The following is a 14,081-nucleotide window of genomic DNA, read 5'->3' as shown; positions in this document are numbered from 1 at the left end:
GCGAGCAACCTACGGTGGCGTAGGTAGGATTGACGCCATGAGCGCCGTCGATCAGACTGCTGAAATGCCCGCCGAAGTCGATGCACTCGATTCGCCGAAGCCCCTGAAGCCCAAGCTCAGAGGGTGGTTGCACGCCGGAATGTTCCCGGCCGTGCTCATCTCCGGCGTCGCGCTGACCGCCTTCGCCCAGAGCACCAGAGGGCGCATCGCGTGCGCCGTCTTCACGGTGTCGGCGTGTGCGTTGTTCGGCGTGAGCGCGCTCTACCACCGGGGCAACTGGGGGCCGCGCGTCTCCGGAATTTTGCGCCGCCTTGACCATGCGAACATCTTCCTGATCATCGCCGGCACCTACACACCGCTGGCGATACTGCTGCTGCCCGGCGGAACGTCACATCTGCTGCTGTGGCTGGTGTGGGCGGGAGCGCTCGCGGGCATCGCCTTCCGGGTCTTCTGGGTCGGCGCCCCGCGGTGGCTCTACACACCGTGCTACATCGCGCTCGGCTGGGTCGCGGTCTTCTTCCTGCCGGACTTCCTGCGCACCGGCGGCGTCGCCGTGATGGTGTGCGTGATCGTCGGCGGCGTCCTCTACAGCACGGGCGCGGCGGTCTACGGCTTCAAGAAGCCGAACCCGTCACCGCGCTGGTTCGGCTTCCACGAGGTCTTCCACTCCTTCACGCTGGCCGCGTTCATCGTCCACTACGTCGGTATCTCGCTCGTCGCCTACCAGCACGGATAGCCGCGACGGCGCTCACCCGCCGAAGGCCCGCACCCCCACGGGGTGCGGGCCTTCGTCATGTCCGGGCACGGGCGGGCAGAACCGGGTTGGCACCCGTGGAGGTGAGAGCTACTCTTTTTTGAGAGTCACTGTCATTTGATTCTCACTCGCAGGAGCTTTGCCATGTCCTCCTCCGCTCCCCCGCCCCCGTCCGCCTCCCCGTCGGCCACCGCCCCGCCGCAGGCGGACCCGCGGCGCTGGCTCGCGCTCGTCGCGCTGTGCCTGAGCATGCTCGTGCTCAGCTTCGACACCACGATCCTCAACGTCGCCCTGCCGACAATGGCCGACCGGATCGGCGCCACCACCGGCGACATGCAGTGGATCGTCGACTCCTACACCGTCGTCTTCGCGGCCGCGATGCTGCCCGCCGGGCTCCTCGGCGACCGCTTCGGCCGGCGCCGGATGCTCATCGCCGGACTCGCGGTCTTCCTCGCCGGGTCGGTGCTGGGCTCGCTCGTCGGCAGTCCCGGCGCCGTCATCGCCGCCCGCACCGTGATGGGCCTGGGCGGCGCCTTCGTCATGCCGCTCGCGCTGTCCGTCATCCCCGGGCTCTTCGGCCCCGCCGAGCGGCCCCGGGCGGTGGCGATCGCCAGCAGCGCGATGGCCTTCGGCATGCCGCTCGGGCCGATCATCGGCGGCGCGCTGCTGAAGAGCTTCTGGTGGGGCTCGGTCTTCCTGGTCAACATCCCGCTGGTCGCGCTCGCGATCGTCGCGTGCGTGTGGCTGCTGCCCGAGACCCGCGACCCGGCCGCCCCGCGGGTCCGCGTCACCAGCACCTTCTGCGCCGCCGCGGGGCTCGGCGGGCTCGTCTACGGCATCATCGAGGCGCCCGGCCGCGGCTGGGGCGACCCGGTGGTGGTCGTCTCGCTCGCCGCGGGCGCGCTGCTGCTGGCCGTCCTCGTCCTGCGCGAGCGGCGCGTGACGCGGCCGATGCTCGACATGAGCCTGCTGCGGCAGCGCGGCTTCCTGTGGAACGCCGTCGCCGCCACGCTGGTGAGCTTCATCCTCACCGGCATGGTCTTCGTCCTGCCGTCCTACCTGCAGAGCGCCCTCGGCCATGACGCGCTCGGCACGGGCGTACGGCTGCTGCCGATGATGGGCGGCCTCATGGTCGCCGCCCGGCTCGCCCCGGGGCTGGTCGGCAGGGCGGGCCCGCGCCCGGTCATCGCCGCGGGCCTGCTGGTGCTGGCCGCGGGCGGCTTCCTGGGCGCCACCACGTCGGCCGGTGACGGCTACGGGCGGATCGCGCTGTGGCTGACGGTCGCCGGGGTGGGGCTGGGGCTCAGCGTCGTACCGTCGATGAACGGCGCGCTCGGCGCACTCCCCCGCGAACGCGCCGGGAGCGGATCCGGGCTGCTCCAGACGCTGCGGCAGACCGGCGCGGCCGTGGGCGTCGCGATCCTCGGCAGCGTGCTGGCCGCCGCCTACCGCGACCGCCTCGACACGGCCGGCCTGTCGCCGGACGCGGCGCACGCGGCCCGCGAGTCGCTGGTCGGCGCGCACACCGTGGCGGTGCGGACCGGGCACGACGCGCTCGTGACGTCGGCGGACACGGCGTACCTGCACGGGATGGACGTCGCGCTCGCCGTCTGCGGTGCCGCCGCGCTGGCGGCGGGGCTGCTGCTGGCGGTCTTCCTGCCGAACCCGCGGCCGGGGCGGAGGGACCCGCGGCCGGCCGCGACCGCCCCCGCCGCCTCCGGCGCGGAGGCCACCGGCTCCGCATCCCCCGGCCCGGCGGCCACCGGCTCCGGCACGTCCGGCCCGGCGGCCACCGAGTCAGGCACGTCCGGCCCAGCAGAGGGCGCGGCGGGGGCGCTCGCCGAGCCGCGGGCGGATGCCCGACAATGAGCACATGCCGCCCTACCCCTGCGACGAGCCCCCCGCCACCACCCCGCCGCGGCCGCTGGGCCTGCGCGAACGCAAGAAGGCGGCGACCCGGCAGGCGATCCGCAGGGCGGCCTACCGGCTCTTCGCGGAGCACGGCTACGACGCCACGCCCGTCGACCGGATCGCGGCGGCGGCGGAGGTCTCACCGAGCACGGTCTTCCGGTACTTCCCCACCAAGGAGGACATCGTCCTGACGGACGAGTACGACGACGAGATGGCGGAGGTCCTGCGCGCCCGCCCGCTCGACGAGCGCCCCCTCGCGTCCGTGCGGTACGTCATGCACGCCGTCCTCGGGCGGGCGATGCGGGACCCGGACAGCCGCGAGGAGGTGATCCGGCGCGAGGAACTGGTGCGGGACGTGCCCGCGATCCGGGCCCGCGCGCACGAGAGCATGTCCGCGACCGGCCGGCTGCTCGGCGGCATCATCGCCGAGCGCACCGGCCGGCGGGCGGACGATCTGGAGGTCCGGGTCTTCGCCTCGGCCGTCTTCGCGGCGCTGCACGAGACGTCCCTGTACTGGCTGGAACACGACCGCGACGAGGACTTCGTCCTGCTCCTCGACCGCACCCTGGCGATGCTGCGGCACGGTCTGGACCTGCGGACCCACTGACAACTGCCGCCCCATACGGCCCCGTTCGCACGGCCTGCCCGTTCCGGAACACCGCGGTGTGCGACAGTATTACCGGCCCGCACCGGCCTTGCTCGGTGGGCCCGACCGGAAGGACCGCGGGGAGGTCCGACACCGGGGACAAGGGCGGCCGGTGGGGTACCGGCCGACGAGCGCTCTGGGGAGGCGTGGCGTTGACCGCGGAGATCTACTTCAGCAACAACTACCGTGACCTGTGTGTCGAGCACGGAACGGGCGCGGGTTTCCAGTTCGAGTTCTCCTGCAACCGCTGCCAGGACACCTGGCGTTCGCCGTTCGAGGCGTACACCGGTGGCAGGGTGGCCAGTTGGGTCGGCAAGGGTGTCAACGCCGCCTGGGGCGTGCTGGGCCGCACCGGCAGCGGCATGTCCAGCGCGGCGGACGGCCTGGCCGGCGCCGGGTACGGCGGCTCGCGCGACACCGCCTTCAAGAAGGCCATCGAGACCGCCCAGGGCCACTTCAACCGCTGCCCGCGCTGCACCAGCTACGTGTGCAACCGCTGCTGGAACGCCGACCAGGGCATCTGCTTCACCTGCGCCCCCGACACCGCCGCCGAGGCCGTCGCCGCCCGCCGCCGCGGGCTCAACGACATGGTCGCCGAACGCGCCTACGCCGAGGGCCAGAACGCGGGCGGGGCCTTCGACGTCTCCACCCCGCGGCAACTGGTGTGCCCGCAGTGCCAGGGCGAGACGCACGGCTCGGCCTTCTGCCCGCACTGCGGCCACCGGCTCGCCCAGCAGGACGCCTGCCGCTCGTGCAGCGCCCAGCTCCCCGCCGGATCCGCCTTCTGCCCCGACTGCGGCACCCGCCGCTGAACCCCTGCCCGTCGGGGCCCTACCCTCCCGGGCGGAGCTGGCTGCGGAGGGTGCGCGGGTCGGACGTGGGCGCGTCGCACACGAAGTTGCGGCAGACGTACGCGGCGGCGCGCCCTCCCCGGGTGGCACGGCGGTAGAGCAGCGGGAACTCCCCGGCGCCCTCCTCGCCGACGGCCACCACCGCGCCCGGCGCCGCCGCGAGCAGCGCGGTGCGGTGCAGTTCGGCGGTGAGCGGGTCGCCGGTGTCGCCCACGACGGCGACCTCGCGCGGCCCGTCGAGCGCGGCCTCCGCGACGGCCAGCCCCCAGCCGATGAAGCGCGGCGCGCGCCCCGCGAGCGCGCCGACCACGCCGAGCGCCCGCTCGGCCGCACCGCGGTGCGGCTCCGCGCCGGTGTGCGCGGCGTACGACAGCAGCGCCCCGGCCGCGGCGGTCCAGCCGGAGGGCGTCGCGTTGTCGGTGGGGTCCTGCGGGCGGCGGATGAGCGCCTCGGCGTCGTCGGCGGTGTCGTAGAGGGTGCCGTCGTCGCCGGTGAAGTGGTGCAGCACGGAGTCCAGGAGCAGCCCGGCGAAGTCCAGCCAGACGCCCTCGCCGGTCACCGAGGCGAGCGCGAGGAAGCCCTCGGCGACGTCCGCGTAGTCCTCCAGCACCCCGTCGTTGGCGCCCGCGACGCCGTCCCGCGACGTGCGGGTGAGCCGCCCGCGGCCGTCCATGTGCACGCGCACCAGCAGGTCGGCCGCGTCCACCGCCGCCTGCACCAGGTCGGTGCGGTCGAAGTACGCGCCGGTCTCGGCGAGCGCGGCGATGGCCAGGCCGTTCCACGCGGCGACGACCTTGTCGTCCCGCCCCGGCCGCGGCCGCAGGGCCCGCGCCGCGAGCAGCCGCTCGCGTACGGAGGCCACCCGGCCGGCGTCCACGACCCCGCCGCCCTGCGGGAGTTGCAGCACGGAGGCACCCTCCTCGAAGGTGCCCTCCTCGGTGACGCCGAAGTAGTCGGCGGCGAACTTCCCGTCCGCCTCACCGAGTTCGGCCGCGAGCTGCTCGGGCGTCCAGACGTAGTAGGCGCCTTCGGCGTGCCGGCCACTGCCGTCGTCACTGTCGGCGTCCAGCGCGGAGGCGAAACCACCCTCGTCCGTGGCGAGTTCGCCGACGATGAAGTCCGCGGTCTCCAGCGCGATCCGCCGGGCCAGGTCCGAACCGGTGGCCCGCCACAAATGCGCGTAAACCCGCGCCAGAAGGGCGTTATCGTACAACATCTTCTCGAAATGGGGCACAACCCACTCCCGGTCCACGCTGTAGCGCGCGAAGCCGCCGCCGAGCTGGTCGTAGATACCGCCGCGGGCCATCGCCTCGCACGTGTCCCGGGCCATCTGCAGCGCGCCCTCCGCGCCGGTGCGCGCGTGGTGCCGCAGCAGGAACTCCAGCGCCATCGACGGCGGGAACTTCGGCGCCCCGCCGAACCCGCCCCGCCGCGCGTCGTACTCCCGCGTCAGCCCCAGCAGCGCGGCCCCCATCTCCCCCTCACCGGGCAGCGCCTGCGCGTCGTACACCGGCCCCCGGTCCGCGAGGTCCCGCACGATCCGCCCCGCGACATCCGCGACCTCCTCCCGCCGGTCCCGCCACGCCGCCACCACCCCGCGCAGCACCTCCATGAACGACGGCATCCCCTGCCGCGGCTTCGGCGGGAAGTACGTCCCGAAGTAGAACGGCTCCCCCTCCGCCGTCAGAAACACCGTCATCGGCCACCCACCCTGCCCGGTGGCCGCCTGCACCGCCTCCATGTACACCGCGTCGACGTCCGGCCGCTCCTCCCGGTCGACCTTGACGGACACGAAGTGCTCGTTGAGATACGCCGCGGTCGTCTCGTCCTCGAACGACTCGTGCGCCATCACATGACACCAGTGGCACGCCGAATACCCCACACTGAGCAGCACCGGCACCCCCCGCCGCCGCGCCTCCCCGAACGCCTCCGCCCCCCACGGCCACCAGTCCACCGGGTTGTCGGCATGCTGCAACAGATAGGGCGACGTGGCATCCCCGAGTCGATTCACGCGCACACCCTCTCACGCTCTGGGCTGGCCAGCCCAGAACGGTTGATCCCAGGCCGGAAGGCGTCGACGGATCGGTCGAGTGCGGGTTCCTTCGTGCGGGCGGGGGTAGCTCGGCGGTTCCTTCCGCCATCTCTGCGGGGGGGTGCATTCGCGCAGCGACGAGCAGGTCGGAAGCAGGCACATGCCGCCGCGGCACCCGCTTGTAGCTTCACCAGTCATCGAGCAAGCGCCTCCGGTGATTTGAGCACAATTTTCGCATATGACTCGGTGAGGGCGCATCGGAGACACTCTAATTGACCTGACGACCGCGCCCCGCAAACAGTGAGGATATTCTGCTCCGCCACATCTCGTTTAAAGGAGTACGTGGCCGTTAATCCTTCAACTCCCGACGACACGAGGCAAGGCTCACTACCACCCGCAGCGATCACTCGCCTGTCCCTCAGCCCAAAGATTAAGATTATCGTACGACAATTGACAGGAAGGTTTGACACAGGTCACGGTTGGAAATCTTGCGGATCATCACCGTGGGAGGGGGCAGATGATTGCATCGATCGTGACACCTGGAGCTGGCGCCGTGATCGCGATCTCGGCGTGCTGGTTGAATCATCAAGGTGAAGTTCGCAGATCCATCAAGAAGGAGCGAATCAACTTGGTAAGCAGTCAGCTAAAAGATCTCTACGGCCCACTTCTTGTCTTGGCGGAGACCAACGAACGGGCGTGGCTAGAATATCGGCGAGAATATTTTCCCCACAGGGAGTCGCCAAATGGGCCGCTAGTGGATTCTGGATTGATGCGATGGCATGTATGGGTCAAGACTGTATTTGCCCCACGGGCCCAACAAATAAGAGAACTTGTCACTGCGCACGGAGACCTGATTATCGAAAGAGAGATGCCGGCAGTCGTACTCGACTTCTGCGCTCACGCTGCGTCCTACGATGCTCTGCTGGCAGATTGGGATGCTATTTCCGTTAACAACTCCACACTAATCCGTCACCCAGGAAGCAGCTTCCTGGCGTACCTGCGCGAGTCGTACACCACACTGAAAGATGAGCAAGAAGAGTTGCTGAAATCGAGCCGAGCCTCATGAGTCGCCACGTCCATGGCGGCGACGGGAAGGTAAACCATTCATGAAGGTGTTCCTGAGCTGGTCCGGAGAGCGCTCCAGGAAGGTGGCCGAGGCCCTAAAGTATTGGATTCCAGACGTCATCCAAGAGATTGATCCATGGGTCTCGAGTCAGGACATCGCCAAAGGAGGAAAAGGAATCGAGGAGATTACTCACGAACTTGCTGCGACAGACTTCGGAATCATCTGCGTAACTCCGGAGAACGAAGCATCAAGATGGATCAACTTCGAGGCAGGATCGCTAGCCAAACAGTTCGAAATTGCACATGTCGCCCCATTTCTAATTGACATGAAAATCGCAGACCTAACCGGCCCCCTCTCTAAATTTCAGGCAACCGTAGGAGAAAGTCGGGATGACGTTCGAAAGTTGATTAGTGACATGAACAGGGCCTCAGCGGGGCGAGTGGTGGCAGAAGATCGACTGGACCGGGCATTCGCACGGAGCTGGCCGGAATTGGAGCAGGCCCTCCGAGAGGTCCGCAAGGCGTCTCCACTGGAGGGCGCGCAGCATTCGATCGAGCGATCCGAGGCGGAGATGCTCGAAGAAATTCTCTTGCTGGTTCGAAAACAGGAATATCGTGAGAAAAACCTTGAAGGTAAGGCAGATCAAGCGGAGGAGAAACTGTCGCGAAGTCGGCGCATCAGTGAGGATGAGTTCATCCTGACGTCATTTGCGAAGATTGGCTGGCAAGTGACTGGATCCTCGTGGGAGAACACCGAGGTGCGCATTATTGCACGGCACCCGGAGGGCAACGAGGCATTCTTGTCGAGCGATTTTATTGAACGCGTCGCAAAATCTTTGGGCAGATCCGTACTCGTGATGAATGAGTCGGGCAGTGTATTGATCCGAAGCCGCGTCGACATGCCCTAGGTTGCTCCCCGTTGGTTCACCGTTTGAACTTCACCTCTACGGGAATTGGCATTCCCTCCGTCTTCTTAAAGCGCAGGTTGTCAATTTTTTCTCCCTGTACCCAAGCGTTCCATGCCTTGATATAGATAGCTACCTGCTCTCGCATGGTATACCGACGCCTCCGGCCCCTCCTCTTATGAGGGACCTTGGTCAGGGCGAGTCGTGGGTCTCCCACCTCTAGGTTCGCGCCTGAAGTCAACCCGTCGATCCAGCTGACCACCTCCATGGCCGGGGCTGCCTCAGTCGTAACAAAAAAGGCCACTGCCGCACCGGTTTGACTAGCAAATACGTGTTTGGAAAGGGCGCGGCCTGTGGACACAGCTTCTCGATACATGTCACTGTCGTCATTGTATGCCGCCAGAATACGATCATTCGCGATTCTGGCACTGTTGCCACTCCACGACGAGTCCGGCAGGTTTTTAAAAAGAAGGACGTGCCGAATAGTCGAGTGGAGCAGGGGGAGGTATTTTTCACCAGTAGAAGAAAGCGTGTCCACACCGCTTCGACGCTTCCCTGTATCAAGGACAGGAAACGCACTTTCGGGGAGCCCCTCGAAAACGTAAATCCACACTGGAACCCCGGCCTTGATGATGGCATTCAAACGATGCTGGCCGTCAAGGAGGCGTCCCGTCTCAATAGGTCCGTCGAGCGCAATTCCCTGGTGAGTTAGCTGCCACTCCCCACGGATAATCGAATCCGCCAGGAAATCTACCTGCCCCCAGTCCAAGCGACGATTGACCGCGGCCTGGGAGAGAAGAACTTCTGCCAACTGCGGATCGACTCGGGTGAGACGTGGTACGGGCGCACCTTGAGGAATTTCGGTATCGATCACCATCTTACGAGTATACAAACCTTGATCACGTAACGTCACCGAAGATCCATGTTGATCACTTTTGGCTGTTTGTGCGTTAAATATGGAATTTCGTGACTGGATACTGTGCCAGGCTGGCCATGGAACCAAGACGGTTCCGAGAAGTCGTCGGCTCGGTTGAGTACTGCCGATGAGTGGTGTCACGAGCCGGTGCTGTCCCGTCGGTGGGCCTCTGTCCCACGCCAGGGAAGCTCATTCGGAGATCGAACCTGCGGGGCGCTGCCTGACGGAGTCGCCGGTCCACCCGCTGGTGGTCGACTCCGAGTCACTCTCGCTGCTCCTGTACAACGACCAGATGGGACAACTGCGCCCGTGAGGCAGCAGCACGTGATGGGCCGTTCCTCCCTCTCGCGGTCGGCCTCGAACATTTCCCGGCTTCCTCCATGTCGGGTGATGCGAAAGAGGACTAGTGCGCCAAGGCCGCATCCCCTTCTTCTGGCGAGTCGGGCAGGCCGCCACTAGTGTCCCGATTGTCTGCACCTACGTCGTCGACACCGTGGACAAGGCCGACCGGCAGGCAGCGCTGCCCTGGAAGCCCGTACGCCGTCGAGCCCCGAGCCGACGGCGGATGTGCCGCCTTAAGCCATGGGACGCCTCTCACGGGCACTCGACCAGCACGTATGCGATCGTTGCGCCGTGCCCAGTAAGGAACTGATCCAAGTCACGTTGGTGGAAGGCCGCACCAACGGCATCCGAATCGCATCAGGCGTGGAGCGTCCCTGCGCCTGCATTGCCTTCAGTCGTGCCGATTACCCCACGGCAAGGAATATGACGGAATTGTCCGGCATGGGAGTCTATCTTCTCCAAGGGCCGGATGAGGCTCAACCAGACAAGCAGCGCGTTTATGTAGGGCTTGCCACACGCACACTCACCAGCAGGCTGGACGAGCACCAGCGGAGGAAGAACTTCTGGACTCAGGGATTCGCGATCTTCCATCACAGCAACGGCTTCACCATGGACCACGTTGCGGACCTGGAAGCGCGTCTGATCCGTCGAGTCCACGACAGCGCACAGGCGGTCGCGGACAACGGACCAAAACCCTCGCCAAGACCGCCGTCGCCTGAGGCCCAGGCGGGCTTCGACCGGCTTCTTGCAGACGTCACTCTGCTCATGGGAGTCCTAGGCGTTACATGCCTCGAGGAACTCGCCGTCCACGCGCCCGTGGCTGCAGATGCTGTCGAGTACAGCCTCAAACGCAAGGAGGGCCACATGTGCCGTGGCCTCGAACACTCAGACGGCTTCCTCGTACGCAAGGGGTCCCGTGCTGAGGCCCAGGCAAAAATGCTCTCCCGGAGCTATCAGCGGGTAAGAGACCTGCTCGTCGAAGACGGCACTCTGGTCAAGCTGGGCCGGGACCACCTGGAGCTGACTCGCGATTACGTCTTCGCCAGCCCCTCAGCGGCTGCCAGCGTCCTGGCCGGTACGAACTACAACGGCCGCACGGTGTGGGTGGACAGCAAGGGACGCTCGCTGAAATCACACCAGACCGATGGGACGGCAGTCGAGCCTCCTGCCCCATCCACGAGCCAGCAGACGCTCTTCGGCGAGAACCTGATGAGCTGACAGGCGATCGACGAATCTTGCAGTAAGGGTCCATCCACCGGATTGTTGGCGCGATGCTCCGGCCGCGCGCTCGCCGCGCGGCCGTGCCGTAGCGTGCGGGCTGGCCGCGCGGGGTGTCAGGCGATGGCCGCGATGCTCCCGTCGTCGAAGTAGATCGCCTGGTGCAGGCGGCCGCCGAGGGCTGTTGCGAAGCGGCTCAGCACCTCCTGGCCGGAGATCTGGCCGCGCTCGATCTGCGACACGCGTCCTTTCGTGACGCCCATGCGATCGGCCACCTGCTGCTGGGTGAGGCCGAGGGAGCGGCGGAGTTCTGCGAGCTTCCGGCCGGTCACGGCCGCGAGCATCTCCTCCTTGCCCGCCCGCACGGCCTCCTCGCCGCCCGCACGTTCGACGTGCTCGGCGCGGATGTCCTGCCATCGCGTGTAACCGCTCATGGTTCCCTTCCCTCCGCCTCGGTGCGTGCCTTCACGTACGTCTCGTAGCGCTCTTCCGCCAGGGGGATGGCCTCGCGGTACCACTCGTTCCATCGGCCCGACTTGTCTCCGGCGACGAGCAGAATGCTGGACCGCCAGGGATCGAACGCGAAGAGAATGCGTACCGTCCCCGGTCGTAACTCCTTGAGGTTCGCCGGCGTCGATCCGTGGAGGGTGTCCACCAGCGGACGCCCGGGGCCGGGACCTCCCTCGGCGAGGGCGTCGAGGGCCTGCACCACTCGGATGTGCGTGTCGCCGTCGAGCCCTCCGATCCATTCGCGGACCTCGTCGACCAGGTAGATCTCCCACCCGCTCACCACATCATAAGTATAGCGAAAGCTATACTCAAGAAATTTCTCCCGTCGTGTCGAATCGGCAGGGCCCCGTTCGACGCACTGGTGAGGGCGCGGGAGAGCGTCCCCCGGCCGGGAGGCCGGAGCACCGAGCGGGACTCAGGGAGAACACTGTGCGTTACATGATGCTGCTGCGGCTCGACCCCACCAAGGCACCCAGCGAGGGGCCGAGTCCCGAGCTGATGGACGAGATGGGGAAGCTGCTGGAGGACATGGCCAAGGCGGGGGTCATGCTCGACACCGGGGGGCTGCGGGCGAGCGAGCCGGGGTCGGTGATCCGGCAGGTCAAGGGGAAGCAGACCGTGCTGGACGGGCCCTTCACCGAGGCCAAGGAGGTCATCGGGGGGTACGCGATCATCCAGGCCAAGTCGCTGGAGGAGGCCACCTCGTGGGCCTCGCGCTTCCTCGCCATCCACGGCGACGAGTGGGAGATCGAGGCCGAGGTCCGGCTCGTGGAGGAGCCCGAGTAGCCGCCCGCGCGGGGCGTCGGCTTTGCGCCGGCGCCCCGCGGCTGCTGTCATGGGTGGTCGTGACGGCAGCCCAGGACCAGCAGGCGCGGCGCGCGGTCGAGGCCGTCTGGCGCATCGAGTCGCCGCGGCTCGTCGCGGGCCTCATCCGGCTCGTCCACGACATAGGCGTCGCCGAGGAACTCGCCCAGGACGCGCTGGTCGCCGCGCTGGAGCAGTGGCCGCACGAGGGGGTGCCGCGCAACCCCGGCGCCTGGCTCATGACCACCGCCAAACGCCGCGGCATCGACCTCGTCCGCCGCAACGAGGCCTTCGCCCGCAAGCTGCGCCTCCTCGGGCACGAGCTGGAGATCGCGCAGGGCGCCGCCGTCTTCGACAAACCCGCCGACGACACCATCGAGGACGACCTGCTGCGACTCGTCTTCGTCGCCTGCCACCCCGTGCTGTCCCGCGAGGCCCGCCTCGCCCTCACCCTGCGGCTGCTCGGCGGCCTCACCACCGACGAGATCGCCCGCGCCTTCCTCGTCGCCGAACCCACCGTCGCCCAGCGCATCGTCCGCGCCAAACGCACCCTCGCCAAGGAGCAGGTGCCCTTCGAAGTGCCGTACGGCGACGAGCTCGCCGCGCGGCTCGCCTCCGTCCTGGAGGTCGTCTACCTCATCTTCAACGAGGGCTACGCCGCGACCGCCGGGGACGACTGGATGCGGCCCGCCCTCTGCGAGGACGCCCTGCGGCTGGCCCGCGTCCTCCAGGGGCTGCTCCCCGCGGAACCCGAGGTCCACGGGCTCGCCGCACTCCTGGAGATCCAGGCCTCCCGGGCCGCCGCCCGCACCGGACCCGACGGCGCCCCCGTCACCCTGCTGGACCAGGACCGCAGACGCTGGGACCGCCTCCTCGTCCACCGCGGCTTCGCCGCCCTCGCCCGCGCCGAAGCCGCCGCCCGCACCCGCGGCACCGCCTCCGGGCCCTACGCCCTCCAGGCCGCCATCGCCGCGTGCCACGCCCAGGCGGTACGGGCCGAGGACACGGACTGGGCCCGCATCGCCGACCTCTACCGCGCGCTGGGCGCCGCCGCGCCCTCGCCCGTCGTCGAGCTCAACCGGGCGGTCGCCGTCGGCATGGCGGAAGGGCCCGCCGCGGGGCTCGCCGTCGCCGACGCGGTCGCCTCCGGCGGGGCGCTGAACGGCTACCACCTGCTCCCCAGCGTCCGGGGCGACCTCCTCGCGCGCCTCGGCCGCCACGCCGCCGCCCGCGCCGAATTCACCCGGGCCGCCGCCCTGACCCGCAACACCGCCGAACGCACCCTCCTCCTCCGCCGCGCCGCCGAACTCCCCTCCGGGGAGGGGTAACAAGACCGCGGCCCGGCCCAGGTGGGGCTTGCCCTCCCCCGCGGCAAGGTTCCTGTTGCGGTAGCCGTTCGCTTTTCCCCGGTGGGGGCTGGTCGCTCCGTTCTCCCCCAGAGCTTCGCCTGGGAGGTACCCCCACGCGCCTCTGAAAACGAGAACCCTCACCTCCCACCGGCAGGCAGCCGCTACTCCGGCCCGGAGGGGGACGGTGCGGGGTGCCCCCGCAGGAATGCGCTGGTAGTGCCTCACCAACTCAGTAAGAGGGCGAACGAGCATTCCGAGGAGGTGCCCCGTGGCGGCCCCCGACCCCACCCACCGGAGGGAAAGCGCGATGCCCCGCCGAGCAACACCAGGGGCGCGAGGAACTGCGCGACCAGCCCCCGCGAAGGGAAGGTCGCGCGGCGAATCGCAACACGCCACCCCGGAGCGCAACAGCGCCCACCCCCTCCCCCGTTACCGCGTAACAGACTTGGGACGAATTCAGGTCCGAACCACGCGCTTGACGCGCACCGCGCGCGGGCACGAAATTCATTCGACCAATCATCCGGGGGAGGACGCTGTGCCGGAGTCACGTATCGCGCTGCGGGAGACCGACCGCGCCGCAGCCGAGCGGCTGTTGGCGCGGGTGGCGGCGGAGCTGGGCGCCGCGGACACCGCGCCGGAGGTGCGGGCCGCGCGGGAGCGGATCGACGAGATCGCGGGCGCCGCGGCGGGCGAGTACGCGGCCTACCGGCACGCGCTCGAAGCGCGCACCGCCGTGCGCGCCGGCGCGGCCGGGGCGGGCGGCCGGACGGCGGGGGGC

13 protein-coding genes and 1 pseudogene are annotated in these 14,081 nt (G+C 68.4%); 10 read left to right on the top strand and 4 right to left on the bottom strand.

The genetic code is table 11. The annotated features are described in order from the left end of the window. Window positions 1–37 precede the first annotated feature (37 nt). The 4 genes from trhA (at window position 38) to ACWERV_RS15240 (ending at window position 4,123) form a co-directional block, all read left to right on the top strand. Window positions 38–736, top strand: coding sequence for a PAQR family membrane homeostasis protein TrhA (trhA, locus tag ACWERV_RS15255; RefSeq protein WP_398182330.1), 699 nt, complete (start codon window positions 38–40; stop codon window positions 734–736). A 162-nt stretch (window positions 737–898) separates the two neighbouring features. Further along, on the top strand, window positions 899–2,623 hold the full coding sequence (locus ACWERV_RS15250) for an MFS transporter (RefSeq protein ID WP_452933007.1): 1,725 nt from the start codon (window positions 899–901) through the stop codon (window positions 2,621–2,623). A gap of 4 nt (window positions 2,624–2,627) precedes the next feature. Continuing rightward, complete coding sequence (locus tag ACWERV_RS15245; RefSeq protein ID WP_452933005.1) at window positions 2,628–3,272, top strand: TetR/AcrR family transcriptional regulator; 645 nt, start codon at window positions 2,628–2,630, stop codon at window positions 3,270–3,272. Window positions 3,273–3,457: 185 nt separating this feature from the next. Then, window positions 3,458–4,123, top strand: coding sequence for a double zinc ribbon domain-containing protein (locus ACWERV_RS15240; protein WP_452933003.1), 666 nt, complete (start codon window positions 3,458–3,460; stop codon window positions 4,121–4,123). A gap of 19 nt (window positions 4,124–4,142) precedes the next feature. Here ACWERV_RS15240 and ACWERV_RS15235 read toward each other — a convergent pair whose 3' ends face one another. Next, window positions 4,143–6,173 (bottom strand): thioredoxin domain-containing protein, encoded by a 2,031-nt coding sequence (locus tag ACWERV_RS15235; protein ID WP_452933001.1) that lies wholly within the window; start codon window positions 6,171–6,173, stop codon window positions 4,143–4,145. Between the two features lie 538 nt (window positions 6,174–6,711). Between ACWERV_RS15235 and ACWERV_RS15230 the strand changes: the two genes are divergently transcribed. Both ACWERV_RS15230 and ACWERV_RS15225 read left to right on the top strand, forming a co-directional pair. Further along, window positions 6,712–7,260: a hypothetical protein gene (locus tag ACWERV_RS15230; RefSeq protein ID WP_452932999.1), complete on the top strand. Its 549-nt coding sequence runs from the start codon at window positions 6,712–6,714 to the stop codon at window positions 7,258–7,260. Window positions 7,261–7,300: 40 nt separating this feature from the next. Next, window positions 7,301–8,167 (top strand): hypothetical protein, encoded by an 867-nt coding sequence (locus ACWERV_RS15225; protein ID WP_452932998.1) that lies wholly within the window; start codon window positions 7,301–7,303, stop codon window positions 8,165–8,167. Between the two features lie 16 nt (window positions 8,168–8,183). Here the strand turns inward: ACWERV_RS15225 and ACWERV_RS15220 are convergent, their stop codons facing one another. Further along, entirely contained in the window at window positions 8,184–9,041 is an 858-nt protein-coding gene (locus ACWERV_RS15220; protein ID WP_452932996.1) for a hypothetical protein, read from the bottom strand. 672 nt (window positions 9,042–9,713) lie between these two features. On the opposite strand from ACWERV_RS15220, the gene ACWERV_RS15215 reads away from it, so the two are divergent. Further along, entirely contained in the window at window positions 9,714–10,640 is a 927-nt protein-coding gene (locus ACWERV_RS15215; RefSeq protein WP_452932995.1) for a DUF4357 domain-containing protein, read from the top strand. A 116-nt stretch (window positions 10,641–10,756) separates the two neighbouring features. Here the strand turns inward: ACWERV_RS15215 and ACWERV_RS15210 are convergent, their stop codons facing one another. Together ACWERV_RS15210 and ACWERV_RS15205 are read right to left on the bottom strand one after the other, a co-directional pair. After that, window positions 10,757–11,074 (bottom strand): helix-turn-helix domain-containing protein, encoded by a 318-nt coding sequence (locus ACWERV_RS15210; protein ID WP_452932993.1) that lies wholly within the window; start codon window positions 11,072–11,074, stop codon window positions 10,757–10,759. After that, entirely contained in the window at window positions 11,071–11,433 is a 363-nt protein-coding gene (locus ACWERV_RS15205) for a type II toxin-antitoxin system RelE/ParE family toxin (RefSeq protein WP_452932991.1), read from the bottom strand. Before ACWERV_RS15205 ends, ACWERV_RS15210 begins: the two co-directional genes overlap by 4 nt. 155 nt (window positions 11,434–11,588) lie before the next feature. On the opposite strand from ACWERV_RS15205, the gene ACWERV_RS15200 reads away from it, so the two are divergent. The 3 genes and pseudogenes from ACWERV_RS15200 to ACWERV_RS15190 form a co-directional block, all read left to right on the top strand. Further along, window positions 11,589–11,936, top strand: coding sequence for a YciI family protein (locus ACWERV_RS15200; protein ID WP_452933150.1), 348 nt, complete (start codon window positions 11,589–11,591; stop codon window positions 11,934–11,936). A gap of 53 nt (window positions 11,937–11,989) precedes the next feature. After that, window positions 11,990–13,282 carry an RNA polymerase sigma factor gene (locus ACWERV_RS15195; RefSeq protein ID WP_452932989.1) on the top strand — a complete coding sequence of 431 codons (1,293 nt, stop codon included), beginning with the start codon at window positions 11,990–11,992 and terminating at the stop codon, window positions 13,280–13,282. 556 nt (window positions 13,283–13,838) lie between these two features. After that, window positions 13,839–14,081: pseudogene (locus tag ACWERV_RS15190) on the top strand (hypothetical protein); the annotation flags it as partial.

The sequence above is a fragment of the Streptomyces sp. NPDC004031 genome (assembly GCF_053604375.1).
The sequence above is the reverse complement of the archived record's forward strand: the minus strand, read 5'-3'. Positions and strand labels throughout refer to the sequence as shown.